At 69.5% G+C, this 25,978-nt stretch carries 28 protein-coding genes and 1 other RNA gene; 7 read left to right on the plus strand and 22 right to left on the minus strand.

Annotated features, from left to right (window positions below; translation table 11 throughout):
- Window positions 1-73: 73 nt before the first annotated feature.
- From AC07NX_RS19290 to AC07NX_RS19315, 6 genes are all read right to left on the minus strand, one after another.
- Window positions 74-2,269, minus strand: coding sequence for a serine hydrolase domain-containing protein (locus AC07NX_RS19290; protein ID WP_494643993.1), 2,196 nt, complete (start codon window positions 2,267-2,269; stop codon window positions 74-76).
- A gap of 118 nt (window positions 2,270-2,387) precedes the next feature.
- On the minus strand, window positions 2,388-3,188 hold the full coding sequence (locus tag AC07NX_RS19295; RefSeq protein WP_494643995.1) for a C13 family peptidase: 801 nt from the start codon (window positions 3,186-3,188) through the stop codon (window positions 2,388-2,390).
- A gap of 7 nt (window positions 3,189-3,195) precedes the next feature.
- Window positions 3,196-3,681, minus strand: coding sequence for a PaaI family thioesterase (locus AC07NX_RS19300; protein ID WP_494643996.1), 486 nt, complete (start codon window positions 3,679-3,681; stop codon window positions 3,196-3,198).
- Window positions 3,682-3,685: 4 nt separating this feature from the next.
- Window positions 3,686-4,171 carry an SspB family protein gene (locus AC07NX_RS19305; RefSeq protein ID WP_494643997.1) on the minus strand — a complete coding sequence of 162 codons (486 nt, stop codon included), beginning with the start codon at window positions 4,169-4,171 and terminating at the stop codon, window positions 3,686-3,688.
- 169 nt (window positions 4,172-4,340) lie between these two features.
- Window positions 4,341-4,705, minus strand: a transfer-messenger RNA (tmRNA) gene (ssrA, locus tag AC07NX_RS19310).
- Window positions 4,671-4,958, minus strand: coding sequence for an Atu4866 domain-containing protein (locus tag AC07NX_RS19315; RefSeq protein ID WP_494643998.1), 288 nt, complete (start codon window positions 4,956-4,958; stop codon window positions 4,671-4,673). The genes ssrA and AC07NX_RS19315 overlap by 35 nt, the downstream gene beginning before the upstream one ends.
- 353 nt (window positions 4,959-5,311) lie before the next feature.
- On the opposite strand from AC07NX_RS19315, the gene AC07NX_RS19320 reads away from it, so the two are divergent.
- Together AC07NX_RS19320 and AC07NX_RS19325 are read left to right on the plus strand one after the other, a co-directional pair.
- A complete protein-coding gene (locus AC07NX_RS19320; RefSeq protein ID WP_494643999.1) occupies window positions 5,312-6,220 on the plus strand; it encodes an AraC family transcriptional regulator in 909 nt (302 codons plus the stop codon).
- Window positions 6,221-6,344: 124 nt separating this feature from the next.
- A complete protein-coding gene (locus tag AC07NX_RS19325; RefSeq protein WP_494644001.1) occupies window positions 6,345-7,007 on the plus strand; it encodes an aquaporin in 663 nt (220 codons plus the stop codon).
- Between the two features lie 52 nt (window positions 7,008-7,059).
- On the opposite strand, the gene AC07NX_RS19330 is transcribed toward AC07NX_RS19325, so the two are convergent.
- From AC07NX_RS19330 to miaA, 9 genes are all read right to left on the minus strand, one after another.
- A complete protein-coding gene (locus AC07NX_RS19330; RefSeq protein WP_494644002.1) occupies window positions 7,060-7,497 on the minus strand; it encodes a hypothetical protein in 438 nt (145 codons plus the stop codon).
- 96 nt (window positions 7,498-7,593) lie between these two features.
- Window positions 7,594-8,451 carry a hypothetical protein gene (locus AC07NX_RS19335; RefSeq protein ID WP_494644003.1) on the minus strand — a complete coding sequence of 286 codons (858 nt, stop codon included), beginning with the start codon at window positions 8,449-8,451 and terminating at the stop codon, window positions 7,594-7,596.
- A gap of 2 nt (window positions 8,452-8,453) precedes the next feature.
- Complete coding sequence (gene ilvN / locus AC07NX_RS19340; protein ID WP_019847890.1) at window positions 8,454-9,002, minus strand: acetolactate synthase small subunit; 549 nt, start codon at window positions 9,000-9,002, stop codon at window positions 8,454-8,456.
- Window positions 9,003-9,290, minus strand: coding sequence for a BrnA antitoxin family protein (locus AC07NX_RS19345; protein WP_494644004.1), 288 nt, complete (start codon window positions 9,288-9,290; stop codon window positions 9,003-9,005). It abuts the gene before it with no gap.
- Entirely contained in the window at window positions 9,271-9,555 is a 285-nt protein-coding gene (locus tag AC07NX_RS19350) for a BrnT family toxin (RefSeq protein ID WP_494644006.1), read from the minus strand. The genes AC07NX_RS19345 and AC07NX_RS19350 overlap by 20 nt, the downstream gene beginning before the upstream one ends.
- Window positions 9,556-9,686: 131 nt before the next feature.
- Entirely contained in the window at window positions 9,687-11,492 is a 1,806-nt protein-coding gene (locus AC07NX_RS19355; protein WP_494644008.1) for an acetolactate synthase 3 large subunit, read from the minus strand.
- Window positions 11,493-11,607: 115 nt separating this feature from the next.
- Window positions 11,608-11,655 carry a hypothetical protein gene (locus AC07NX_RS19360; RefSeq protein ID WP_369744215.1) on the minus strand — a complete coding sequence of 16 codons (48 nt, stop codon included), beginning with the start codon at window positions 11,653-11,655 and terminating at the stop codon, window positions 11,608-11,610.
- Window positions 11,656-11,773: 118 nt separating this feature from the next.
- Entirely contained in the window at window positions 11,774-12,256 is a 483-nt protein-coding gene (locus AC07NX_RS19365) for a CinA family protein (RefSeq protein ID WP_494644009.1), read from the minus strand.
- Between the two features lie 188 nt (window positions 12,257-12,444).
- Window positions 12,445-13,329: a tRNA (adenosine(37)-N6)-dimethylallyltransferase MiaA gene (gene miaA / locus AC07NX_RS19370; RefSeq protein ID WP_494644010.1), complete on the minus strand. Its 885-nt coding sequence runs from the start codon at window positions 13,327-13,329 to the stop codon at window positions 12,445-12,447.
- Between the two features lie 56 nt (window positions 13,330-13,385).
- On the opposite strand from miaA, the gene AC07NX_RS19375 reads away from it, so the two are divergent.
- The 3 genes from AC07NX_RS19375 to AC07NX_RS19385 are packed head-to-tail and all read left to right on the plus strand — an operon-like array spanning window position 13,386 to window position 15,461.
- The gene (locus tag AC07NX_RS19375; RefSeq protein ID WP_494644012.1) at window positions 13,386-13,853 is read left to right on the plus strand and encodes a hypothetical protein; all 468 of its coding nucleotides are present in this window, start codon (window positions 13,386-13,388) and stop codon (window positions 13,851-13,853) included.
- Window positions 13,854-13,911: 58 nt separating this feature from the next.
- Window positions 13,912-14,781, plus strand: a complete 870-nt coding sequence (serB, locus tag AC07NX_RS19380) for a phosphoserine phosphatase SerB (protein ID WP_494644013.1) — start codon at window positions 13,912-13,914, stop codon at window positions 14,779-14,781.
- Window positions 14,778-15,461 carry an HAD family hydrolase gene (locus AC07NX_RS19385; RefSeq protein WP_494644014.1) on the plus strand — a complete coding sequence of 228 codons (684 nt, stop codon included), beginning with the start codon at window positions 14,778-14,780 and terminating at the stop codon, window positions 15,459-15,461. Before serB ends, AC07NX_RS19385 begins: the two co-directional genes overlap by 4 nt.
- A 70-nt stretch (window positions 15,462-15,531) precedes the next feature.
- Here AC07NX_RS19385 and hflC read toward each other — a convergent pair whose 3' ends face one another.
- Window positions 15,532-16,380: a protease modulator HflC gene (gene hflC, locus AC07NX_RS19390; RefSeq protein WP_494644015.1), complete on the minus strand. Its 849-nt coding sequence runs from the start codon at window positions 16,378-16,380 to the stop codon at window positions 15,532-15,534.
- Window positions 16,377-17,486 carry an FtsH protease activity modulator HflK gene (gene hflK / locus AC07NX_RS19395; protein ID WP_494644017.1) on the minus strand — a complete coding sequence of 370 codons (1,110 nt, stop codon included), beginning with the start codon at window positions 17,484-17,486 and terminating at the stop codon, window positions 16,377-16,379. The genes hflC and hflK overlap by 4 nt, the downstream gene beginning before the upstream one ends.
- A 121-nt stretch (window positions 17,487-17,607) precedes the next feature.
- Between hflK and AC07NX_RS19400 the strand changes: the two genes are divergently transcribed.
- Window positions 17,608-18,720 (plus strand): Mrp/NBP35 family ATP-binding protein, encoded by a 1,113-nt coding sequence (locus AC07NX_RS19400; RefSeq protein ID WP_494644018.1) that lies wholly within the window; start codon window positions 17,608-17,610, stop codon window positions 18,718-18,720.
- A gap of 176 nt (window positions 18,721-18,896) precedes the next feature.
- Here the strand turns inward: AC07NX_RS19400 and AC07NX_RS19405 are convergent, their stop codons facing one another.
- From AC07NX_RS19405 to AC07NX_RS19425, 5 genes are all read right to left on the minus strand, one after another.
- Window positions 18,897-20,207, minus strand: coding sequence for an outer membrane protein transport protein (locus AC07NX_RS19405; RefSeq protein WP_494644019.1), 1,311 nt, complete (start codon window positions 20,205-20,207; stop codon window positions 18,897-18,899).
- A gap of 278 nt (window positions 20,208-20,485) precedes the next feature.
- Complete coding sequence (locus AC07NX_RS19410; RefSeq protein ID WP_494644020.1) at window positions 20,486-21,394, minus strand: SDR family NAD(P)-dependent oxidoreductase; 909 nt, start codon at window positions 21,392-21,394, stop codon at window positions 20,486-20,488.
- A gap of 288 nt (window positions 21,395-21,682) precedes the next feature.
- Complete coding sequence (locus AC07NX_RS19415) at window positions 21,683-22,687, minus strand: HlyD family secretion protein (protein ID WP_494644022.1); 1,005 nt, start codon at window positions 22,685-22,687, stop codon at window positions 21,683-21,685.
- A 21-nt stretch (window positions 22,688-22,708) separates the two neighbouring features.
- A complete protein-coding gene (locus AC07NX_RS19420; protein ID WP_494644023.1) occupies window positions 22,709-23,458 on the minus strand; it encodes an ABC transporter ATP-binding protein in 750 nt (249 codons plus the stop codon).
- Window positions 23,455-24,645, minus strand: a complete 1,191-nt coding sequence (locus AC07NX_RS19425; protein WP_494644024.1) for an ABC transporter permease — start codon at window positions 24,643-24,645, stop codon at window positions 23,455-23,457. The genes AC07NX_RS19420 and AC07NX_RS19425 overlap by 4 nt, the downstream gene beginning before the upstream one ends.
- A 327-nt stretch (window positions 24,646-24,972) precedes the next feature.
- Here AC07NX_RS19425 and AC07NX_RS19430 point away from each other — a divergent pair, with 327 nt between their 5' ends.
- Complete coding sequence (locus AC07NX_RS19430; RefSeq protein WP_494644026.1) at window positions 24,973-25,839, plus strand: EF-hand domain-containing protein; 867 nt, start codon at window positions 24,973-24,975, stop codon at window positions 25,837-25,839.
- Window positions 25,840-25,978: the final 139 nt, after the last annotated feature.

Genomic DNA, 25,978 nt, shown 5'->3' on the forward strand with positions numbered 1-25,978 from the left:
AGGGCCAAATCTGCTTCCACAGCGGCGACGAAGCCGACTTCATCGCCCGCCGGGAGACTTCTTCAACGGCCTGCTAGGCGTTCCAGAACTCCAGGAAGCCCCAGACGAACAGCAGCAGGGCGAAGCCCAGGAAGATCAGCGTCGTGCAGCTGAAGGCCAGCTTGCGTAGCGAGGTCCAGCTGTCGACCCGCCGTCCGCCGCGCCACACCACCGGCAGCATGGCCAGGGTGGCGATGGTCAGCACGGTGGCCACGAAGGCGCAGGCAGAGGCGCTGAGCAGCCAGCCGCTGGGCCAGCCGAAGAACACCTGGGCCATATCGCCAGCGCCGCTGGCGAACACGCCCACGCCGATCAGGGCGATCAGCCAGAGGATCGCCTGGATGGTCTGCAGCAGGCTGGCGCGGGCCTGCGTCGGGGTCTGGCGGGCCTCGCGGCGATCGCGGGTGGCCACGCCGATCAGGGTCGCCAGGGCGGCCAGGGCGGCCAGGACGGCGAAGGTGGTCAACAGGCTGCGCTGGTGGGGGAAGTCGATGCGCTCGAACGCCGCCCCGCCGGTGGGCGAGAAGAACCGCACCACCTTGCCGTCCTGGCGCTGGAACACCAGCAGGCCCGCGCCGCTGGCCGGGGCGAAGGTGTCGGGCTGGTCGGTGGCGGTCCACTGACTGGACTTGCCGTCGATCGTCAGGGCCAGGCGGCCGTCCGGCGCGGCGCGCACGGTCGCCTCGCCGATCAGCCGGTCGATGAAGCCCTCCAGCCCGCCATAGGCGCGGCCGGTGGTCAGGAACCGGCCTTCGTAGGCCTGGGCCTCGTCGTGGCTGATCCGGCTGGGGGCGGGGATTTCCGGGCGCGGGGCGTAGAAGCGCTCGATGATGGTCGAGGGCAGGCTGGCGGGCAGGTCGGCGCCGGTGTCGGTGTTGACCGCCACGAACACGCCCAGGCCCAGGTCGGGGACCAGGACCATGTTGGAGTGGAACCACAGCGTCGCGCCGACATGGCCGAAGCCGCGGCGGCCGCCGGGCAGGGGGATGTCCATGAAGCCGGCGTTCCAGCCCGGCGCGCCCTCGGCCGGGCGGTACATCGGCGTGCGGAACATCGCGCTGGTCTTCGGCGAGAACACCGTCCTCCCGTCGATCGTCCCGCCGTTCAGCAGCAGCGTCATGTAGCGGGCCATGTCGCCGGCCGTGCTGGAGGCGGCGCCGGCGGGCGCGATGTGGCCGATGAACTCGGGCGCCTCGGTCTGGAAGCCCAGCGGAGTCCAGTGGAAGCCGTCCGACAGGCCGGCCGCCAGGGCCGGCGCCATCGGGGCGGGCAGGTCGTCTCGCCAGGGACGGTTCTCGCGAAAGGTCGTGTGGGTCAGGCCGGCGGGCAGGATCACCTGTTCGGCGATCGTCTTCTCGAACGGCAGGCCGGTCACATTGGCCAGGGCGGCGCCGGCCAGGCCGACGCCGTAGTTGGAGTAGGCCGGCAGCAGGCCCGGCTCGCGCACGCGGTTGGGGCGCTCCTGGCGCAGGTACAGCTCCAGGGGCCGCTCGCGGCGCGGGTCGCGCTCGAACAGCTGGCCCAGGGCCCGGTCCTCGAACCCGGCCGTATGGGTCATCAGATCGCGCAGCCGCACCGGGGTTTTCTTGCCCTGGTCCTTCAGCTGCAGCTTCTCGGGCAGGTAGACGTTGATCGGGGCGTCCAGGCGCATGCGACCGGCCTCGACCTCGTTCATCAGGGCGATCCAGGTGAAGGTCTTGGAGATCGAGCCCACGCGGAACAGGGTCGTGTCGGGATCGACCTTGCGGCGGTCCTTCAGGCTGGCGACGCCGTAGCCCTTCTTCAGCACCACCTGGCCGTTCTGGACGACGGCGACGGTCACGCCGGCGATGTGGTCGTGGGCCATGCGGTCGCGCACGACGCCGTCGACATAGGCCTCAAGGTCGGCGAGCGGCAGCGGGGCGGCGGAGCTGGCCGGGATCGGCGACGAGGCCGGGGCGGCGGGCGTCGCCGCCGGCGCGGCGGCCGCCGTGGTCACCGGCGTCGCGACCGGCGTCGGAGCGGTCCGGGCGGCGGCCGGGGCGGCGGGGCGCGGGGCGCGGGGCGGGGGCCGACGGCGGCGAACCGTCGAATTATAGGGGATCGGCGCGGAGGGCAGGACGGCGGTCGTCGCCGCCGGCGACCGCGCGGCGGGGGCGGCGTCCTGGGTTTCAGCCATCGTCGCGCCGAACAGGCCGCAACCGATGATCGCCGCCGAAAGAACGGCCCTGAACGAAAGACGCAGCGTCACGAACAAGACCTCGCCGGCTTCAAGAAAATAAGGGTGAGCAAACTTCTAGGGCGCCCCGGCCGGGGATCAAAGGGGATGTGGCCCGGCCCGGGCGCCTTTCCCGTGGACGCCCGGTCGCTCAGCGTCGCTTGAGGGAAGCGGCGGGTTTTGCGGGGGCGCGCGGCGGAAAGGCGTAGAGGGGCAGCAGCGGCCGCAGGCCGGCGCCGATCCACAGCTGCGGCTCGGAGGCCGGTTCGGCGCCTGTGTCCTGTTCGCGGCGGGCGACACAGGCCCGCACCGCCCGTCCCAGGGCCGCGAAGTCGTGGGCGGTGGGCGCCGAGGACAGGAAGCAGTCGTCGAAATAGGGGTACTTGTCGTCCTCGCTGCAGCCGAACGAGGCGCGGTCCGCCCGTGCGGCCGTCAGGATCATCCGGTCCTCGCGCTGCAGCGGCTTGACGAACACGCCCGAAAAGCAGGCCGAGATCACGACGATCGACGGGCGGGCCGGGCAGGCGTCGTCGATCGCCGCCGCCAGCAGGCTGGGGGGCAGGATGTCCTCGCCCAGCATCGCGCCCTCGGGCGCGCCATGGCTGGTGAGATAGACCAGGCAGCCGGCGGGGTGCTTGGTCGCCAGGTCGCGCAGGTCGGCGTGGATGGTCCGCAGGTCGGTCTTGCGCGGCCTGGGCGCCGGATAGCGCCGGGGGCGCACCGAATACTGGCGAATGGCGCCGGGGGAGAAACCGAGGTCGAGGAGGGTCGCGCCCACGTCGCGGCGGGCGTTGTCGAAGGCCTCGGTCGGCTCCCCCGAATGGGCGCGCCAGTCGCCGGCCACCACGACGGCCGCCCAGTTGGAGAACGCGGGGGCGTCGGCCCGGACCGGCGCGGCGGCGAGCAGCGGCGCCAGCAGCAAACCCAGGACCAGGCTCGCGAACCGCCGCATGGTCCCGTCAGGTCTTGAACTTCGAGAACGGCGTCGGGATCGCCGTGGCGCTGGCCCTGGCCAGCAGCCGACCCTCGGGGTCGTAGAGCTCGCCTTCCAGGAAGCAGACGGTCCTGCCCCATTTGACCACCCAGCCGACGCCCTTCAGCGGGCCGGGGATGGCTGGACGCAGGAAGCTGGTCTTCATCTCCAGGGTGGGGACCACGCAGGTCATGCCCGAGGTGATCATGCCGGCCACCGACATGCACTCGTCGAGCATGGCGCAGACGAACCCGCCCTGGACCTGGCCCATCGGATTGCCGACCGCCTCGACCGCGGGCTCGAAGGCGATCTCGACCCGGCGCTCGGCCTGGCTGACCGCCAGCATGCGGAAGCCCAGGGTGCGGGCGCTGCCCGGGGGATTCCTGGACGCGTGAAACCGCGCGAGGATCGCCTCGTCCGTCAGGGCCTGCGGCGTTGCGGAGACGACGTCGTTTGGGGCGATGTCGCTCACGCGGCTATTTCTTGCGGAACTGGTCGAGGGAGATGATCTTCGGCGCGTCCTCGCCGCCCTCGGCGGTGGCGACGACCTCGGGTTCCGGCTCGGGCTCGGGCTCCTGCGGCGCGATCTCGGGAGCCTCGAACTGCAGGGCGAACTGCACCGACGGGTCGTAGAATCGGGTCACCGCCGCGTAGGGGATCGACAGCCGCTTGGGCTGGCCGCCGAACTTCAGGGTCACCGAGAAGAAGGTCTCGCCCGGCGCCAGGTCCCAGTACTGGTGCTGCAGGATGATGGTCATCTCGTCGGGATACTTGCCCAGCAGGTCCTGGGGACCCGACACGCCCGCCGCCTGGGTCTTGAAGGTGATGTACAGATGGTGCGGCTCGGGCAGGCCGCCGGGCGCGGCGGCCTTCTTCAGCGCGGCCTTCACGACGCCGCGCAGGGCGTCCTGGGCCATCGCCTCGTACTGCATCAGGTCTTCAGGCGGATTGGTCTGGGCCATGCGGTCCATCGTAAAGCGAGAACTGGAAAGAAGCGCGGAGAGTAGCGTGTCGCGGGGGCGGCGAGAAGGTGGGTGCGCAGGGGAAATTGGAAGAAAGAGGACGACGGCGCTGGCCCCCTCCGTCACGGCGCTTCGCGCCGCGCCACCTCCCCCGCTTCGCGAGGGAGGAAGTGGAGGGATTCTGTTGGCAGGCTCCCTCCGGGCCCCGCCTAGGGATCTGAACCCCTAGGACTTAAGAGGCGAGATCACCCGCACCGCATTACGCGGCGATGGCGAACTCTTCAGCGAAGTTATCGTTCGCAGTTAGTTTAGCGGCCCGATACGGTGAGCCACGCCGAGAGAAAGCATACACCTTTACACGTCTGTCGATGCTGATCGGCCCCATGCATTCCCGTGATAACGCGGGAGGTCTTGGTGGAGCCGCCGGGAATCGCACCCGGGTCCAGTCCGCTTATTACGTGCGCGTTTATCTCCATAGTCCGGGCGAACCCGAACGGACTCAATATAGGGGCTGGGGCTCCCGGATGGAAGGCTGTCGTTGGCCATGGCGGGCGCGACGTTGCGCGCGAGGCGGCGGCGTCAGGCTCAGGCGGCCCTCGGTCAGCCGGCCGGTCAGCTGTCCGCCGCCGTCCTCGAACAGGCGCACGTCGTCGCCGACCAGCTCGTAGTGGCCTTCGAACACCAGTTCGCCGTCGTGATGTTCCTCGAACCGGCCGTCGAGGTGGAGTTCCAGGCTCACCGCCCCGTTGGCGCTGGCCCAGACGCCGGAAACGCGGCGGCCGATCAATGGACCGCTCCCGCGGCGGAGGCGGCGGTGATGAGGGCGGTGGCGGTCAGCCAGGCGGCGACGAACCACCGGGGCGCGGCCTGGGGCCGGCGGGGCGTGTAGCGGGTCATGATATCCTCGGGGGCGGACGGCCGCCGTGTCGCTCGGTCCTGGGCCGACGGCTGTGGGCCGAGGGCTCGGGAAGGGGCGGCGACGGCGGCGGGGCGGGACATCCCCACCATGACCCATGGATCGCCGTTCGCGATAGACCGATGCTGCCCCTTGATTGCACGATCCTGCACATCATCTCCGATGGACGTGACGGGCGGCCGCGCCGGGCGTAGGACAAGCGCCATCAGCAAAAGGAAATGTCGATGGTCGAGCCGGGCGAACTCGCCGCTCTGATTGAACGATACGCGCCTACGGACGGCGACCACAGGGTTTGTGAAAAGGCGTCCCTGCATCGCGCCAGCCAGCCCAGCGAGCCGACCCACGGGGTGTTCGGCGCGGCGGTCTGCGTGGTGGCCCAGGGGCGCAAGCAGGTGCTCAGCGGCGGATCGGTCCTGGTCTACGACGCGCTGAACTATGTGGTCGCGTCGGTCGATCTGCCGGTGATCGGCCAGGTGGTCGAGGCCTCGCCGGAGGCCCCGTACCTGTCGTTCCGGATGACCCTGGACCCGGCGGTGATCGGCGACCTCCTGCTGCAGCTGGGCGGCGAGCCGGCCCTGGCCCAGGACGCCGGGCCGCTGATCGGCGCCATGGCCGTCAGCCAGGTCAACCCGCCCCTGCTGGACGCGGTGATGCGAATGGTCCGGCTGGTCGAGACGCCGCGCGACGCCGCCGTGCTGGCGCCGCTGATCGAGCGAGAGATCCTCTACCGCATGCTGCTGGGCGACCAGGGGCCGCGCCTGGCCCAGATCGCCCGGGCCGACGGCCGCATGCGCCAGGTCAAGCGCGCCATCGGCTGGATCACCCAGCACTTCAACCAGCCGTTCAGCATCGAGGAACTGGCGGCCGAGGCGCGGATGAGCCCGTCGGCCCTGCATCGCCACTTCAAGGCGGTCACCGCGCTCAGCCCGCTGCAGTACCAGAAGCAGATCCGCCTGCAGGAGGCCCGCAAGCTGATCCTGGCCCAGCGGCTGGACGCCGGTTCGGCCGGCCACGCGGTGGGCTATGACAGCCCCTCGCAGTTCAGCCGGGAATACGCCCGGCTGTTCGGCGCTCCGCCCCTGCGCGACGCGGCCCGCCTGCGGGCTCGGCCGGACATGCTGCTGGAGACCTGACGCGCGGGTTCGCCTTTCCCGATCGCCCGGAGGCATTTCCCCTATTCCAGGACTCGCCAAATAGAGACAAGCTCACGGCGCTTGTCTTCAAGGTGAAGCGCGGGCGTGAGAGGGAGATCGCGAAATGTCAAAAATTGTTGCCGAGTTCATCGGCACCTTTGCTCTTGTCTTGTTTGGCTGCGGCGCGGCGGTTCTGGGCGGCGACCATGTCGGACAACTTGGCATAGCCTTGGCGTTCGGTTTCGCGATCGTGGCCATGGCCTATGGCATCGGACCGGTCTCGGGCTGCCACGTCAACCCGGCGGTCAGCCTGGCGGCGTTCGTGGCGGGGCGGATGAGCGCCAAGGAGATGGGGCTGTACTGGATCGCCCAGTTCGTCGGCGCGACGGCGGGAGCGGCGGTGCTGCTGTTGATCGCCGGGAGCACGGCGCACGGCCTGGGCCAGAACGGCTGGGGCGCGGGCTATGGCGGCGGCTTCGGGGTCGAGGCGGCCTTCATCTTCGAGGTGGTGATGACCGCCCTGTTCGTGATCGTCATCCTGGGCTCGACCGGCACCGACGCCGCCCCGGGCTTCGCGGGGCTGGGCATCGGCATCGCCCTGGCGGTGATCCACATCGTCGGCATCCAGGTGACCGGCGTCTCGGTCAACCCGGCCCGCAGCTTCGGCCCGGCCATCTTCGTCGGCGGCCAGGCCGTGGCGCAGCTATGGCTGTTCTTCGTCGCCCCGACGATCGGCGCGGTGCTGGGCGCGCTGCTCTATCGCTTCAATGTTCTGAAGGTCGGCTGAGGCTCACGCCATGGTCCGTTTCGGAGGGGCATCCGAAACGGACCATGGAACCTCAATGCGGCAGGTCGGACCAGTTGATCACGACCGAGTTCTTGGACTGGCCGACGAGGGTGAGCTTCCGGCCCCTGTCGTCGCTGAACACGTCGAAGATGTAGCGGGCGCCGGGGCGCTCGACGTTCCGCAGGACCTTGCCGGTCGAGTCGAAGGTGACCAGGGCGAACGACGTCCGGTTGTCGGCGTAGCTGAAGACCCATGTCCTGGCGGAGCCGTAGTAGATGACCGGGCAGGTCTTGCTGGTCGGCGCGCCGTCGACCGGCGCGTTGATGCAGGCGGTCTGCAGTCCGGCGGGGATCGATGGAACCTCCCCCGAAGGGATGAACTTGACCTGAGGCGTGTTCGGCACGGCCTGGGCCTGGACAGCGGTCGCGCCGAGCGCGGCGGCGACGCCGGCGGCGGCCAGCATGGATTTCAGGGCGACGGTCTTGACCATGGTTTTCCCTCCCGGAGTCATGGTCAAGTTTGATAACGACGTTATTCGGGAATTGCAATTTCGGAGCGTATTCGCCCGGGATGCGCGCTCAGGACGCTAGGGCGAGATCGGGATCGGCGTCTCCGGTTCGCCGTCGGCCGGTGTCGGCACGACCGGCGGCTGGGGACGGCTGTTGGTTCCGGCCTTGAGCTGGCCGCCCGAGGCGATCAGCGAGTCGTAGGCCCTCTGCTGGCGCGAGAAGTCGCCGCCGCGCGCGAACATCGCGTCGAACCGGGCGTCGCGTCCCGAGGCCGCCGACAGCGCCGCCGCCAGGGCGGGGGCGATCGAGCCGACCTCGGCGTCGTCGCAGGCCCGGCGCAGGTGGCGGGCCTGGCCGGGGACCAGCAGGGTGACGTCCCAGGAGACGCCCTCCAGGCATACCGGCTCCACGGCCCCGCCGCCGTAGTCGACGATCACCGAACGCGGCTGGCTCCACATCGGCGCCCCGACCAGGGCCTTCAGCGGCGGGATCTGCTGGGTGGCCAGCTCGGCGTCGATATCGACGCGGCGGCCGATCTCCGGGGTGCAGCAGCCCAGGCCGGCCCGGGCCTGGACGAAGGCCCGGCCGTCGCGGCGCACGGTCACGCGGACCACCGCCTGGCGCACGCCGGTGGCGGGCCGCGCCCAGACCTCCAGCACCAGCTCGCCGGGCTTGATCAGTTGGCTCTGCAGGGGCTGCAGGCCCCAGAGGCGGTAGAGCAGGGGATCGACGCCGTTGTCGATCGGCGCCAGTTGCTCGCCCTTGCGCAGGCGGCGGCCCTGGAAGGGGTCCTGCTCGGGCGGCGGCTTGGGGATCTCCGGCGCCCACCAGACGGCGGGATCGGGCGGCGGGGCCGGAACGGCCTGAGGGGCGGGCTGCTGGCCGGCGAGGGTGAGCCCCGTCAGGAGGCCGGCCAGAAGCATCGCGCCCGTCATGGCTACATTCCTTCAACGCCCCGCTCGATGGAAAGCACGCCGGTGCGCGACAGTTCCACCAGGCCCAGCGGCCGCATCAGGTCCAGGAACTTGTCGATCTTGGACGGCGCGCCCGAGATCTCGAACACGAAGCTCTCCAGGGTGGTGTCCACCGGCTTGGCGCGGAAGATCTCGGCGATGCGCAGAGCCTCGACGCGGTCGACGCCCTGGCCGCGCACCTTGACCAGGGCCAGCTCGCGCTCGACGCCGTTCGGGTCGCGGGTCACGTCGTGCACGCGGCGGACATTGACCACCTTGTTCAGCTGGGCCTCGATCTGGTCGAGCACGTGGCGGGTGCCGCGGGTGACCACGGTGATCCGGCTGGTGTGGGCCTTGCGGTCGGTCTCGGCGACCGTGAGGCTTTCGATGTTGTAGCCGCGCGCGGCGAACAGCCCCACCACCCGGTGCAGCACGCCCGGCTCGTTGTCGACCAGCAGGGCGAAGGTCGCGGTCTGCTCGACCTGGGCGTTGGGGGCCATGTCGTAGGCGGAGGCGGGTTGGAGGTCGGTCATCTAGGCGCGCTTCTTTTCTGACTTGGCCACGTACTGGCGCAGCACGCGGTTGATCTCGGTCTGGTAGGGCTTATCGCCAGCATGTTCCTTGAACCAGCCTACGACGTCGGCGTCGAGCCGGATGGTGACGGGCAGCTTGATGGGGCGGTGCAGGCCGGGGCGAAATCCGCGGCTCAACTGGTCTTCGGTCAGTTCCGGGATGTCGCTGAGGTCAATGTCCTCGTCGCGCATCGCTCGAAGCCGCGCGAGCTGTTCGAGTTCTTCGGGGCTAAAAGGCTTCGAGCTCATAGCGTCTTCTTTCCCTAGGGGTCGCCTTTCGCGCGCTTACGACCCGAATGTGGTCCTCATCCAGTCCGGGATGCGTGTGCACGACGAGCAGGACCACAACGCCATCGACACAACCCATCGCATGCCAGCGACTTTCGCCGCCCTCCACGCGATCGAAATAGATCTCGTGGAGTGGATCGTCCCATACGCGCGTCGCGGTCTCGAAGGACACTCCGTGTTTTTCGAGGTTGCTCCGCGCCTTCTCAGCGTCCCATTCAAACGGCATTTGTACGTACAGTTTTGTGCGTACAACACCCCGACGTCAAGCGTACTCGCCTCATCGCCCATTCCTCGCCCATTATGATGCGGGCAAGATTGGATTGACGCTGGTGCGCGTAAAGCGAAGAAACGGCGCTTCTAGACCAGCCCCGCCCCCGCCGCGCCGATCACATTCCCGATGTCCTCGACGTCGCCCATGATCATCTCGTTGTGGGCCTTGCCCGAGGGGATCATCGGCAGGCAGTTCTCGTGCTTCTCGACGCGGCAGTCGAAGACCACGACCTTGTCGCTGTTGATCATCTCCAGGATCTTGCCGTCCAGCTCGGCCGGGTCCGAACAGCGAATTCCAACAGCGCCGTAGGCCTCGGCCAGCTTCACGAAGTCGGGCAGGCTGTCGGAATAGGAGTGGCTGTAGCGCTCGCCGTGCAGCAGCTGCTGCCATTGGCGGACCATGCCCATCCATTCGTTGTTCAGGATGAAGATCTTGACCGGCAGGCCGAACTGGATCGCCGTCGACAGCTCCTGGATGCACATCTGGATCGAGGCCTCGCCGGCGATATCGACGACCAGGCTGCCCGGATGGGCCAGCTGCACGCCCAGGGCGGCGGGCAGGCCGTAGCCCATGGTGCCCAGGCCCCCGGAGGTCATCCAGTGGTTGGGCTCCTCGAAACGGAAGAACTGGGCGGCCCACATCTGGTGCTGGCCGACCTCCGTCGTGATGTAGACATCCTTGTCGCGGGTCAGGGCGTAGAGCCGCTCGATGGCGTATTGCGGCTTGATCACCGTCTCGGAGCGCCGGTAGTTCAGGCACTGGCGGGCGCGCCACTGGTCGATCTGGGCCCACCAGTCGGTCAGGGCGGCCTTGTTGGCCTGGTGGCCGGCGGCCTTCCAGGCGGCGATCAGGTCTTCCAGCACGCTGCCGGCGTCGCCGACGATCGGCAAGTCGACGCGGACGTTCTTGTTGATCGACGAGGCGTCGATGTCGATGTGGATCTTCTTGCTGCCCGGCGAGAAGGCGTCCAGCCGGCCCGTGACCCGGTCATCGAAGCGGGCCCCGACGCAGATCATCACGTCGCAGTCGTGCATGGCGTTGTTGGCCTCGAACGTGCCGTGCATGCCCAGCATGCCCAGCCAGGCCGGATCGGCCGCCGGGAAGGCGCCCAGGCCCATCAGGGTCGAGGTGACCGGCGCGCCGGTCAGGGCCGCGAACTCGCGCAGGGCGGCGCTGGCCTTGGGGCCGGCGTTGATGACGCCGCCGCCGGTGTAGAAGATCGGCCGGCGGGCCTGGGCGATCAGCCGGGCGGCCTCGGCGATGCGGTTCTGGTCGCCCTTGACGCGCGGATTGTAGGCGTGGGTCGAGGCGACCTCGCCCGGGCCGTAATATTCGCCCTTGGCGAACTGGACGTCCTTGGGGATGTCGATCAGCACCGGGCCGGGGCGGCCGGTGGTGGCGATCTTGAACGCCTCGTGGATGATCTGCGGCAGGTCGCGGACGTCCTTGACCAGGTAGTTGTGCTTGGTGCACGAGCGGGTCATGCCGACGGTGTCGGCCTCCTGGAAGGCGTCGGTGCCGATCAGGTGGGTCGGAACCTGGCCGGTGATGACCACCATCGGGATGGAGTCCATCAGGGCGTCCATGATGCCGGTGATGGCGTTGGTCGCGCCGGGGCCCGAGGTGACCAGGACGACGCCCGGCTTGCCCGAACTCCTCGCATAGCCCTCGGCGGCGTGGGTCGCGCCCTGCTCGTGGCGGACCAGGATGTGCTGCAGGCGCGGCTCGTGGAACAGCGCGTCGTAGATCGGCAGGACCGCGCCGCCCGGATAGCCGAACAGAACCTCGACGCCCTGGTCCACGAGGCCGCGGACCACGATCTCGGCGCCGGTCATGGCGCGGGAGGCGGTGTCGACGGCGGTCGAGCTCTCGATGGTCTGGTGGGCGGTCATGACGGTGATCCCTGGGTTGGGAAGCTGGGCGGTGGGGAAGAAGGAAGCCGGAAAAGAAAAAAGGCCCCGAAGGACCTTTTGTGCGCGCGACCGATCTATCAGCGTGACTTCGAGGTCACGCCGTGAACGGCCGCTCCATAAGTACGATCATGGTGTTGCGCACGAGTGTTGCTCCAAATGGATGATCGGGGAATGCCATGCTCGCAAAGGGGCGTCAAGGCGCGCTTTGACGCAAGAAACCACCCGTTGTCCGGACGCAACGGCGTTCTGTCAGGCGAAATTCAACCCAGGCTTTCCAGGAGCAGGGCAAGAGCGTGCTCGGCGAAGCGCCGCATGTTGGCCTCGCGGTCGTCCAGACCCGTCTCGACGGTAAGACTGACCTCCGTGTCCGGCCCGACCACGGCGGCGCAGCTGTGGCCCGCCGCGTCGCCGTAGCGGTTGCCGTCCGGCCCGGCCGCGCCGGTTTCCGACAGGCCCCAGGTCGCCTTCAGGTTCTTGCCGGCCACCCGGGCCAGCAGCACGGCGTAGGGCTCGCTGGCCGAACGCAGTCCGTCCATGGCCTTCTGCGGAATGTCCAGCAGGATCAGGCGGGCGCGCGCCGTATAGACCACCGCGCCGCCGACATAGAATTTCGACGCGCCGGGCACGGCCAGCAGCGACGAGGAGATCAGGCCGCCCGTGGAGGACTCGGCCACGGCGACCGTCTCGCCCCGTTCGGTCAGACGAGCGGCGACGGCGGCGGCGAGGCGGGCGAGTTCGGTCATGGGTGGTCCGTGAGTCGGGCTGAGGCGAACGTCATGATCGCACATATTGTCCGCTCATCCCGGCGAATGCCGGGACCCAGATGGAATGGCTTGAGGCTGACGCCAGGAGCGCAAAGCCCCTCCAATCATCCACACCGCCATGGGATCTGGGTCCCGGCATTCGCCGGGATGAGCGGTGGAAAGGGGAATTAAGGGGCAGCAGCAACGATCCTCTCCCAGTCCGGCGTCTGGTTCCTGAACCAGGTCATCTGCCGCTTGGCGTAGCGCCGCGTTTCCTGCCGCGCCGCGTCGAGCGCCGCTTCCAGGGAGGTCTCGCCCCGCAGGTGGGCCGCCAGTTCGCGATAGCCGACGGCCTTCAGGGCGGGGAGCGCCGGGTCCAGGCCGCGCGCTTCCATCGCCGCCACCTCGCCCAGCGCCCCGTGCTCGACCATCAGGCCCAGGCGGGTGTCGCAGCGCTCGTAGAGTTCGGCGCGGGGCGGATCCAGCACGACGCCGCGCCAGGTCCCCGCGGCCAGGGCGGGCCGGGTGTCGGTCTGCCAGGCGGTCAGCGACTTGCCGGTGGCCACAGCCACGGCGTGGGCGCGGACCAGGCGCTGGCGGTCGCCGACCTCGATGCGCTTCTCGGCCTCGGGGTCCAGGCCCGCCAGCACGTCACGGAACTCCGGCTCGCCCTGGGCGGCGTAGAGCAGGGCCGAGACTTCCCGCTGGGTCTCGGGCACCGGCGGCACGTCGGCCAGGCCGTGGGTCAGGGCCCGGAAATAGAGGCCCGTGCCACCGACCACGATGGCGCGGCCGCCCCGCGCGGCGATCTCGGCCAGGGCCTGGGTCGCCGCCGCCAGCCATCGCCCGACCGACCAGCCGTCGGCCGCGTCGGCGACGCCGAACAGGTGGTGCGGCGCCTGGGCCAGCTCGTCCGGGGACGGTCCGGCCGTCAGCACCCGCAGGCCGGCATAGATCTGCATGGAGTCGGCGTTGACGATCTCGCCGCCGGTCTCGCGCGCCAGCTTCAAGGCCAAGGCGGACTTGCCGCTGGCGGTCGGCCCGGCGATAAGGACGATCTGTGTATCGGGCAATCTCGGGTCGAGTCCTTTTCTGGTCTCGAAGGGGTTGGCGTCTTCGGGGACAAACCATGAAAACCACCTTCGGCGCCATCCTGGCTGGCGTTCTTGTCTTGGCGGCGTCTCCGGCCCTGGCCGCTTCGGGCGACCGCACCGCGCCGGCCCAGATCCCGGCCCCGGCCGAGAAGACGCCCGAGGCCGAGGGGCCGGCCAGCCTGGACGAGCGCCTGGGCTGCGGCGTGCTGCTGGTGACGATCGACGAAGTCCTGCAACGCAATCCGCAACTGGCGGCGGACTTCTCCAAGGGCAACAGCGCCGGCGCGGCGATGGTTCCGATGTTCAAGCTGCTGGGCGCCAGCGGCGGGCTGATGCTGGACAAGGCCTATGCCGAGGGCGTGGCCCAGGGCCAGTCGCCCACGGTGCTGTACCGCCGGGGCGTGGCCGCGCTGTCGGCCAAGATCTCCCAGGGCGGCGGCGGCAAGGACCAGGCCATGGCGGTGTTCGGCCGCTGCATGTCGGTGGCCGCGCCCCAATCCTGAGCCCCTCCGCGACGCTAGAAGGTTGACGCGGGCGGCTTCCTCCAATAGCCGCCGCGTCATGCTCGCGATCACCCTCGTCTCGCCCGACCCTGCCGCCCTGGCGGAGGCCGCCGCCGCCGTGCGCGCCGCGCTGGCCGTCACCTCCGAAACCGCGCTGGGGGAGGGGGCGCTGGACCTGCTGGCCGACCTGCCGCCGGTGGAGACGCACCAGGCGGTGAAGGCCGCGGTCGGCGACCGTCCGGTCGACTTCGCCGTCCAACCGATCAAGAACCGCCGCAAGCGGCTGCTGATCGCCGACATGGACTCCACGATCATCAATGTCGAATGCCTGGACGAGCTGGCCGACTTCGCCGGGGTCAAGGACAAGGTCTCGGAGATCACCGAGCGCGCCATGCGCGGCGAACTGGCCTTCGAGGGCGCGCTGCGCGAGCGGGTCGGCATGCTCGAGGGCCTGTCGGTCGACGCCCTGCAGGCCTGCTACGACGACCGCGTGAAGCTCAATCCCGGGGCGCGGACCCTGGTGCGGACCATGGCCGAGCACGGAGCCCGCTGCGCCCTGGTCTCGGGCGGCTTCACCTTCTTCACCGCCCGGGTGGCCCAGGCCGCGGGCTTCCACCTGAACCGCGCCAACACCCTGATCGAGGCCGAGGGCCGGCTGACCGGAACGGTCGGCGATCCGATCCTGGGCAAGGAGGCCAAGCTGGCGGCCCTCCAGGAAGAGACCGCGGCCCTGGGCCTGACGCCGGCCGACGCCCTGGCGGTGGGCGACGGCGCCAACGACCTGGCGATGATCGAGGCGGCCGGCCTGGGTGTCGCCTACCGCGCCAAGCCGATCGTCGCGGCCCAGGCCCACGCCAAGGTCGACCACGCCGACCTGACCGCCTTGCTCTACTTCCAGGGCTACACCGCCGCGGAGTTCGTCTCGTGACCTTCCCGCGCGGCGTCCCCTTTCCTCAAGAGATCCGCGCGGTGGTGTTCGACATGGATGGCCTGCTGCTGGACACCGAGACTGTCTACCAGGCGGCGATGATCGAGGCGGGTCAGGCGTTCGGCGTGGACTTCACGGCCGCCACCTACCGTTTGATGGTCGGCAAGACCAATCCGGAATGCGGGGTGATGCTGCGCGAGCTCTACGGCGCGAGTTTTCCCGTCGAGGACTATTTCGCCCGCACCTGGAGCGACGTCGAGGCGATCCTCGAGGCCGAGGTGCGGCTGAAGACCGGGGTGATGGAGATCCTCGACTATCTGGACGCCCTGGGCGTGCCGCGCGCCATCGCCACCTCCAACAGCCGCCAGGCGGTGGACCGCTATCTGGGCCGGTTCGACCTGGTCAAGCGCTTCCACGCGGTGGTCGCCAACGCCGACGTCACGCGGCACAAGCCGCATCCGGATCCCTATCTGGAGGCCGCCCGCCGGCTGAACGTGCATCCGACCCTGTGCCTGGCGCTGGAGGACTCCCACCCCGGCGTCCGCGCGGCCCACGCGGCGGGGATGATGACGATCATGGTGCCGGACATCCTCGATCCCACCGAGGAGATCGCCGAGAAGTGCGTCCACGTCGCCGAGAGCCTGCACGTGGTGATGGACCTGCTGAAGGCGGCCGCCTAGCCGGTCTTGGGCAGAGGCGCGAAGAGGAGAGGGCCGGCGGATCGCTCCGCCGGCCCTTCTTTCGTTCGGATCAGCCTGCCGGGCCCTTCTCGAAATACTTGAAGAACGCGCTGTCGGGCGAGAGCACCAGGGTGGTGTCGCCCTGGCCCAGCGACTTCTCGTAGGCCGACATCGACCGGTAGAAGGCGGCGAAGCTTGGATCGCGGCCGAAGCTCTCGGCGAACAGCTGGGCGCGCTGGGCGTCGGCGTCGCCGCGGATCTTCTCGGCTTCCTCATAGGCGGTGGCGACGATCTCGCGGCGCTTCTGCTCGCCGATGGCGCGCAGTTCGGCGGCCTCCTGCTTGCGGGCCGTCTGCATCCGCTCGAACACCGCCTGCTCGTTGGTGGGCGGCAGGTCGGCGCGCTTGATGCGCACGTCGATGATCTGGACGCCCAAGTTGGACGCGGCCACCTGCTTGGCGACGCGGTCGCGGATGGCGGCCATCACCTGGGCGCGCTTGCCGGCGATCACCTCTTCGGACGTCGAGCGGCCGATTTCCTCGCGCAGGGCGGCGTTGACGATCCGGTCCAGGCGGTCGGTGGCGACGCTTTCCTGGCCCAGGGTGCGGTAGAACTGGCGCGGGTCGGTGATGCGGTAGCGGACGAAGGCGTCGACCACCAGCCGTTCCTGGTCGGCGGCGGTGACTTCCTCCGGCTGGGCGTTGATCATCTCGATGTTGCGCCTGTCGAAGCGGAGGACCGTGTCGAGCGGGCTCTTCACGTGCAGGCCTGGCGTGGTCACGACGCGCACCGGATCGCCCAGGCGCACGAGCAGGGCCTGTTGCCGCTGGTCCACCTGGAACAGGGTGACGTTGGCCAGGATCAGCAGGAACAGCGCGCCGATCCCGGTGGCGACGACGGCGGGGTTGAGGCGGTTCATCGGACGGTCCCCTCGGCGGCGGCGGTGCTGGCGGCGACGGAGGGCCTGGGCCGGAATACGTCGGGCGGCAGGATCACCGGGGCCGTGGCGCCCTTGTTGTCGATGATCACCTTGTTGGACTTCTCCAGCACCCGCTGCATGGTCTCGATGTAGAGGCGTTCGCGGGTGACGGCGGGGGCCAGCTTGTACTGGGCGTAGACCTGGTTGAAGCGGTCGGCGTCGCCGGCGGCCTCGCGCACGACCTGTTCGCGATAGCCCAGGGCCGCCTGCTTGATCTGGGCGGCCTCGCCCCGGGCGTTGTTGGCTGCGGATTCGGCGTTCTGGGCGGCGCGCTGCACGTCGCGATAGGCCTCCAGCACCGAGCTCGGCGTGGTGGCGGCCTGGATGTTGACGCTCTGGATCGAGACCCCGACGTCGTAGCGGTCGAGAATGCGCTGCATCAGCTGCTCGGTCTGGTCCTGCACCTGGCCGCGGCCGGTGGTCAGGATCGGGGTCAGGGCGGTGCGGCCGACCACCTCGCGCATGGCGCTCTCGGCCACGTCCTTGATCACCGTGTCGGGGTCGCGGACGTTGAACACATACCTGGCCGCGTCCGAGACCTTCCATTGCACGGTGAAGCTCAGGTCGACGATGTTCTCGTCGCCGGTCAGCATCAGGCGCTCGTCCGGCAGGGGCTGGCTGACCGTGCCGCCGATGTCGAGGGTCTGGATCGAGGTGAAGGGCACCAGCTCGGCGTGTTCGATCGGCCAGGGCATGTGGTAGCGCAGGCCCGGCTGGGCCGTGCGGCTGTAGGCGCCGAAGGTGGTGACCACCGCCTGCTCCTTGGGCTGGACCACGTAGCAGCCGGACAGGGCCCACAGCGCGACCACGCCCAGGGCGGCGCCGCCCACGGCGCGCGACCGGCCGGGACCGCCGAAGGTCTGGCGCAGGCGGCCGGACAGCCCGTCGAGTATGGCGTTGAGGTCGAGGGGCGGCGGCGGGTCGCCGGCCCCCCTGGGACCGCCGGGGCGTGGCTCTTCGCCCCGGTTTCGATCCGCGTCCTTCTTGCCGTCGTTGGGCGGCGGGGATCCCCAAGGTCCGGGGCCGGCATTGTCGTTCCAGGGCATGGGCGGCTTGGTCTTCCGGTCATAGCGAATGGCGGGCCAAAGGGCGGCCAAATGGCGGGGTTGTAAAACGACCCCCGCACGCGGATATGAAAGCCCCCGCAGAACAAGGCAAGACAATCCCGTGACCGCAGCTTCCCCCGCCACCCTCGACGACGCCCGCGCGGCGCTGGACCAGGTCGTCGATCCGGTCTCCGGCGAGGGGCTGGTGGCGGCCGGCCTGGTGCAGGGGCTGGTCGTGCGCGCCGGCCGCGCCGGCTTCATGCTGGAGGTCCCGGCGTCCCAGGCGGCGACCTACGCCCCGGTGCGCGAGGCGGCCGAAAAGGTCCTGGCCGGCCTGCCGGGCGTCGACGTCGCCCAGGTGGTGCTGACCGCCCAGGCGGCCGAGGGCGCGACCAGGGTGCGCAAGGGCGCCAAGGTCTCGGAAGACGGCCAGGCCAGGCTGGTCCCGCCGCCGGAGGCCGAGAAGCCGGCCCATGTAAAGCACGTGATCGCCGTGGCCTCGGGCAAGGGCGGGGTGGGCAAGTCGACCGTGGCCACCAACCTGGCCTGCGCCTTCGCCGCCCAAGGCTTGCGCGTCGGCCTGCTGGACGCCGACGTCTACGGCCCCTCGGCGCCGCGGATGATGGGAATCGACGGCGAGCCCAGCTTTGAGGACGGCAAGTTGCAGCCGCTGGAGGCCCACGGGATCAGGCTGATGTCGATCGGCTTCCTGGTCGACGAAGGCAAGGCGATGATCTGGCGGGGCCCGATGGCCTCGTCGGCCGTGCGCCAGATGATCCACGACGTGGCCTGGGGCTCGGAAGCCGCGCCGATGGACGTGCTGGTCGTCGACCTGCCGCCGGGCACCGGCGACATTCAGCTGACCCTGGTCCAGAAGTTGCGGATCGACGGCGCGGTGCTGGTGACCACGCCCCAGGAGATCGCCCTGATCGACGCCCGCCGCGCGGCGGCGATGTTCGGCAAGACCGCCACGCCGATCCTGGGCCTGATCGAGAACATGGCCTTCTTCGCCGACCCCGCGACGGGCGCCCCGATTCCGATCTTCGGGGCCGGCGGCGGGGTGGCGGAGGCCAAGGCCCTGGGCGTGCCGGTCCTGGCCCAGGTCCCGATCGAGATCGCCGTGCGCGAAGCCGGCGACGCCGGGACGCCGGTGGTGCTGCGCGCGCCGGACAGCGTGGCGGCCAGGGCCTTCGTGGCGGCGGCGAAGGCGTTGTGGGACGGGGTGGCGGGGTGACCCCCTCAGTCGGCTTCGCCGACAGCTCCCCCAGAGGGGGAGCATCCGCGCCGCGATAGCTCCTCCCCCTCTGGGGGAGGTGGCCCGAAGGGCCGGAGGGGGCAGCGGCGCCCGCCACAAGAAAAAGGCCGCCCGGGTCGCCCCGGACGGCCTCGATCTTCAGCTCGGGCCGAAGCCTAGAAGCTCCAGCGCAGGCCCGTCGACAGGACCACGGCCGAGCCGCCGACGTCGCCCTTGAGGTTCAGGGTCGTCGCCGCCGCGGTGCCGGGATAGATCGTCTCGGTGCGGTTGATCTTGTTGTCGTCGAAGCTGATGTACGACAAGGCCGCGTCCCACTGGATGCTGTCGGTGGCCTTCCAGGTCGAGCCGATGGCGTACAGCATGCGGTCGCCGTCCGGCACGCGGGCGGTGCGGCCGATGTCCGGCGTCGGGGTCGGGTCATACTGCACGCCGGCCCGCAGGGTCAGCTTGTCGTTGACGTCGTGGTCGACGCCGACGGCCACCGTCGTGGTGTCCTTGTAGTTCTGTTCGCTGACGCTGCCGCCGTTCGGGTAGGTGATGACGATCTGGTCGAACTCGCTCCAGCCAATGCGCGAGACCGAGGCGTTCAGGGTGGTCTTGTCGGTCACCTGCCAGCGGGCGCCCAGGTTGGCCATCCACGGGGTGGTGATCTTGGCCTGGCCGTCGGTGTCGACATTGGCGGCGGCGAGTGGGCCCAGCAGGCCGGAGACCACCACGTGGCCGTCCAGCTTGTGCTTGATTTCCGAGCGGTAGGAGGCGCCAATCGTCAGGGCCGGGGTGGCGTGGAACTGGGCGCCGACGTTCCAGCCGTAGTCCCAGTTGCCGTCGCCCTTCAGCGACGAGGAGCCGTCGGGCAGCAGGGGCGACAGGTTGGGCAGGGCCGAGGACAGCTCGGCGTCGGTGTACTGGGCCGAAACGCCCACGCCCAGGTCCAGCATGTCGTTGACGCGATAGGCGACCACGCCGTTGACGTCGATGGTCTTCAGGTTCGACTTCAGGGCGTCGTAGCGGGTCCAGCTGCGGCCGTTGTAGTCGGTGGTGAAGTTGTAGGGCGCGGCGACGGAGAGGCCGACGGCCAGCTTGTCGTTGACGCGGAAGGCGCCGGCGAAGTTGGGAACGATGCCGTTGTTGATCGGGCCGCCGGCATAGGGCTCGCCGCCCACCGGGGTGGTCAGGCCGCCGGGGATGACCGGGCGGGTCAGGGTCGAGCCGGCGTTGTTGACCTGGGAGTCGACCTGGACCAGGTGGACGCCGCCATAGATCTCGTTCTTGTCGAGACCGGCGATCGAGGCGGGATTCCACCACAGGCTGGCGGCGCCGCGGTCGGCGACCTCGCCCGAATAGGCGCGACCGGCGCCGCGCACCGATTGTTCCTGCAGGTAGAAAGCGGCGGCGGAGGCCTGCGAAGCCGCGACCAGGGCGGCGAGCGCCACGCCGGCGGCGAGGGAGATACGCGAAAGGGACATGAAAGACGACCTTCTGGGGAGGAGGTTCCGGCGCCCTTGATGGCGCCGGTTGCCGTCGCTCTAACGCATTCCGTCAAAAACCGTTGCTATTTATTCGCGAAACGGTGAATTTTGTGCAGAGCGCCCAAGAAAATTGAGGTCTGGACCTGGTCTATATTTCAGCGTTCTGTCAGTTATGCTTGAAGTTGCCTGAAATGAACGCAGGCGGGCTGACGTAAGGGAAATCTACGCCAGCCCTGATCGCGCCACAATTCAAATGTTGGCCGCTTTTGTTGGGCCTACCCGCCAGCCAGCTTGCGGAAGAACTTCGCGCCCTGTTCGCCGCCGTTGAAATAGGCCTTCTGGCCGGGCTCGGCGGCGATCCTGTCCCAGTTGTCGCGGACCTCCTCGGCCGAGAGGCCGCCTTCGCCCAGATAGACCCCCTCGGTCTCGAAGATCCGCGCCAGGGCGAAGGCCCCGGCGCCCGCGGTCAGGATCGCCCCGGTCGGGGCGTCTTCCGACACCAGATAGACCACGCCCGGCGTGACATATTCCGGCTTCAGCTTTTCCAGCACTTCCGGCGGCATCAGGCCCTCGGTCATGCGGGTGGCGGCGACGGGGCTGATGGCGTTGATCTTGACGTTGTTCTTGGCGCCTTCCAGCTTCAGCGTGTTCATCAGGCCCAGCACCGCCATCTTGGCGGCGCCGTAATTGGACTGGCCGAAATTGCCGTACATGCCCGAGGACGAGGTGGTCACGACGATGCGGCCGTAGTTCTGGGCCTTCATGATGTCCCAGACCGCCTTGATCGGCTTGAACGTGCCGAACACATGGACCTGGATCACCGCCTCGAAGTCGGCCAGCTCCATCTTGCTCAGGGTGCGGTCGCGCAGGATGCCAGCGTTGGCGACCAGGATGTCGATCCGGCCCCACTTGTCCATGGTGGTCTTCACAAGGTCGGCGACGCCGGCGTCGTCGGTGACCGAGGCGCCGTGGGCGATGGCCTCGCCGCCGAGGGCCTCGATCTCGGCGACCACCGCCTGGGCCGCCTGCGACGATCCGCCCGAGCCGTCGACGCTGGCGCCCAGGTCGTTGATCACGACCTTGGCTCCGCGCCGCGCCAGCTCCAGCGCGTGCTGCCGGCCCAGGCCCCCGCCGGCTCCCGTGACGATCGCCACCTGACCGTCGAACCGGATATCGTCCGCCATGCTCGTATCTCCCCTAAACGCGTGTTTGGTTTGGCGCGTTTGTGCGGTGCGGGAGATGGGGCGTCAAGAGAGCGGTCTTCCCCGCTGGCGGACCTGGACGAGGGTTCAGTCGCAGAGCGGCGGCGACCCCTTTGCCTCTCCGGCGGCAAGATCAGGTCGGTCGCATGGGGCCATGGTCGAATTTCGCGGCTCTTCCCGGGAGCAAGGCCCGGGAAGACGGGATTTCGTGGTCTCCAATCCGGCTCAACGCATATGCGATAGCCGCGCCCGAAGGGGGAGGAGGGCGCCCTACGCCTTCTTCTTGTCGCCGCCCGCCACCGGCGGCTTGGGCTGGTCGCGCTTCACCCCGGCCTTCTGGCCGGGCTTCATGAACTTCACCAGCACCCGCTGGCCGACCAGGATCGGGGCGCCCTCGGCGCTGACCACCACCTCGACGACGCGGTCGTCGCTGCGCTGGCTGGGATCGTCGGAGGCCAGCTTGCGGGCCCCGTAGACGGCCGCGCGGCGCAGGACCTTGCCGACATAGGTCTTGGTCGGGTCGCCTTCCGGCTGGATCTCGACCTCCTGGCCGATCGTGACGTTGGGAATGTCGGCCTCGACGATCTCGGCGCGGACGATGCGGGCGGTCTGCGGTTCGACATCGAACATCGGGGTGACGTTCAGGGTCGAGGCGCCGGCGCCGGGATTGGCGTAGCGGCGGGCGATGCGGCCGTTGGCCGGGGCGCGGATCACCGTCAGTTCCTGGTTGTAGCGCGCCTGGGCCAACTGGGCGGTCGCCACCTGGATCGCCGCCTGCTGGGCCTGGATGGCGGCGGTGGCGGTGGCGATCTGGTCCTGGGCGGCGTCCAGGCGCTGGCCGGCCACGAAGTTCGACGCCGACAGGTTCTGCAGGCGCTTGTACTCGCGCTGACCGGTGCGCAGCTGCACCTGGTACACGGCCACCTGGGCCTGGGCCGAGGCCAGGCTGGCGGAAGCGGTGGCGGCGGCCAGGCGAGCGTCGTCGTCCTCCTGCTTGGCCAGGGCCTGGCCGGCGACCACGTCCTGGCCCTCCTGAACGAACACTTCGCGCACGATGCCCTGGCGGCGCGCGGCCACCTGGATGATGCCGCCCTCGACGTCGGCCTTGCCGTTGGCGATGGCCGCGTAGGGGCTGGGCTCCTCCTGGACGGCGGCGGCCTCAAGCTTCTTCTTCTTCTCGGCCGCCTGGCTCTTCATGAAGAAGAACCCGCCGCCGCCGAGCATGACGACGGCGATGACGATCCAGAAGGCGGGACGGCGCAGGAACGCGGGCATTTTGAGAGTTTCCCCAGAAGTCTAGTGGCTGAGCGGCGGAGGATTGGCGTCGGGCGTCCTGCGCACGTCGTCCAGGATCCGGCCGTCCTCGATGTGGATCACGCGGTCGGCATAGGCCTCCAGCCGCGGGTCGTGGGTCACGCAGATCACCGCCGCGCCGCGCTCGGTGGCGGCCTGGCGCAGCAGGCGGATGACGATCTCGCCGCTCTTGCCGTCGAGGGCCGAGGTCGGTTCGTCGGCGAAGATCAGGTTCGGGTTCTTGGCCAGGGCGCGGGCGATGGCCACGCGCTGCTTCTCGCCGCCCGACAGCTCGGACGGGCGCTGGTTGACGCGCGGGCCCAGGCCCACCGACTCCAGCGCCGCCTGGGCGCGACGCCCCGCCTCGCCCGGGCCGACGCCCTGGTACTTCAGGGCCGTCATCACCTGCTGCTTGGCGGTCAGGGCCGGGAACAGGTTGAAGCCCTGGAAGATGAAGCCGCAGTGGTCGAGGCGGAACTTGTCGATCTTGCCCGGCGACAGCTTCCACAGGTCCGCCGCCTCGAGGGCCTTGACCTTGCCCTCGTCGGGCTTGAGCAGGCCCGACAGGGCGGCCACCAGGGTCGACTTGCCCGAGCCCGACGGGCCCATGACCATGGTCACGTCGCCGTGCTTGGCGTCGAAGTCGACGCCCTTGAGCACCTCGATGAAGGTGCGGCCGGTCTTGAAGCGCTTGATCAGGCCCTTGGCCGTGAGAGCGCTCTCGCCGCGCTTGTGGCTGTGGTCGCCGGTCATCGCAAAAGATCCGCGGGTTGGCTGTTCTTCAGGACGCCCAGCGACAGGAAGCCGGACACCATGGCGATGACGATCAGGAACACCGCGACCACAGCCACCAGCACCGGCGGGAACGACATCGGCACGCCGCCCGCGGTGGCCGCCAGCGAGATCAGCCAGGTCAGGGCGGCCGAGGCGAGCACCCCGACGATCCCGACCCAGAAGCTGAGCTCCATGACGATGTTGCGCAGGTCGCCCATCGACACGCCCAGGGCGCGCAGGCTGGCGAACTCCTTGATGTTGGCCATGATCGCCCCGCGCAGGGTCTGCCAGGTGATCACCACCCCGATCAGCAGGCCCAGGAACGCCGAGAAGCCCAGGATGATGACGATGATCTGGTCGCCGAGCATGGCGCCGGAATTGGCGTCGGCCAGCTCCTGGCGGGTCCAGGCGCGGAACTTGCCGTCGCCCTTCTTGTTGAGCTGGGCGGCGACGATCTCGGCGCGGGCCGGGTCGCGGATCTTCACCATCAACGGGCCGACCCTCTGGCCGGTGTCGGCCTCGCCCAGCATCCGCAAGGTGTCGCGCGACATGACCAGGGTCGGCTGGATGATGTTAGGATAGCCGTGGGTGACGACGCCAACAGTGATGGTCTTGCCGTTGTAAAGCGCCTTGTCGCCCTTCTTGACGCCCAGGCGTTTGAGGGCGGTCTGGTCGACGGCCACGGCGTACGGCTGGCGCAGGGCCTCGACCATGCTCAGCGTGTAGTCGGTCGGCACCGTTACGAAGCCCGGGATCGCGTCGATCACCGTGACGTTGACGAACTCGCTCTTGCGACCGCCCCCGCCGCCTTTGCTGGCCTGCTTGGCGCGGGCGTCGGCCTTGGCCTGTTCCTCGGGCGACAGGATGTTCTGGAAGCGGCCGCCCGAGCCGTCGAGCGGGGCCACCTGCAGCACCTCGGGATGGGTGTAGACCAGGGGGATCATCCGGCGCGGCAGGCCCGAGGGGCCGCCGAACAGCGCCTTGGCGCCGGGGCCCAGCACCATGATGTCGGCGCGGGCGCGGTCGATCTGGGCGGTGAAGCCCTTGCCGATGCCGACGAAGATGCCGACCTGGGCCAGCACCAGCAGGCCGGAGAACGCCAGGGCGACGACGGCCGCCATGTACCGACGCCACTCGTACAACAGTGTGGCCAAGGCCAACGACATGCTCGCAACGCTCCCCCAAATCCAGGGTTGCAGCAATGCCCGGTGAACTTCAAGCGGCCAAGTTAAATCGGGGTAAGACGCGCCAGGCAGGTTCCGGGCGGCGATTGGCGCGGGCGAGCGTCGCCCGTCGAGCAGGCTTCGCCACGGGGCGTTCACGTCGCGCGCCGTCGCGCCGGGGTCTTCCAACGAAGGCGCGTCGGCCTTTGTGTCGCCTTTGCAACATGCTGAAATCTGGAATGTTTTTCGCTCGTTCCTGAAGGCGTCGAGAGGTTCGGCGTCACCCGGCCGCCCTTGGCGCGCCGTCCAGGGTCACAAGGAGAAACCGTCTTGAGCGTCTCAAGCCTAAGCCGTTCCTCGATCATGCAGCAGTTGCTGCAGTCGATGCGCAGCTCCGCCGCCACAGCGACAAGCGCGACGTCCTCGACGTCCGGCGCGGCCTCCACCGGGCAAGGTTTTCCGGCGGTAGGCAGCAACGATCCGCCGCCGCCGCCCCCGCCGATGCGTTCGCAAGGCTCCAGCGGCCAAGGTTTCAGCGCCGATACGTTGGGGTCGCTGCTTTCGGCGCAGGAAGGCCAGGGCTCGCGTGGTCCCGGCGGTCTCCAGGACGCCTTCGCGACCCTGGACAGCGACGGCGACGGCGCGCTGTCGACCGACGAGCTGACCACCGCCCTGACCAGCGCGCTGGGTGAGTCCGAGGACGTGTCCTCGGCGGTCGACTCCCTGGTTTCCGCCGCCGACACCGACGGGGACGGCGCGGTGTCCGGCGACGAGTTCGCGGCCATGGCGGAGGCCAGTCGTCCGCAAGGCCCGCCGCCCGGGCCGCCTCCGAGCGGCGGAGCCGGCGGCGCCAGCGGCACGTCCGGCGTCTTCGAAGCGCTGGACACCAATCGGGATGGCGTCGTCTCGGCCGCCGAACTGGCCGCCGCCGACACCGCCAGCGCCGACGCCACCTCGGCGGCCAGCAGCCTGATCAGCGGCGCCGACACCGACGGCGACGGTTCGCTGTCGGGCGGCGAGTTCACCGACATGCTGAAGAAGGCCCAGGCCTCGGCGAGCGCCGCCACGACCAGCGCCGCCACGGACCTGGCCAGTTCGACCTCGACCCTGGCCTCGGACCTGATGCAGAAGCTTCTGGCCCAACTGGCCAGCGCCGAAGCCAAGGCCTCGACCGAGTCCGTCAGCGTCGCGGCTTGATCCGGGGCGAGCCGCGGGGCGCCCAGGCCCCGCGGCTTCGACCGCCTCGCCCCGCGCGGCGCCCGGCCTCGGCGCGTCAGGCGACGCCCGGTTCGGCGTCATCGCCGGCTTGCCGGCCCGTATCGACGCAAGGCGCTTG

The organism is Caulobacter sp. GW821-FHT09A05 (genome assembly GCF_059418465.1).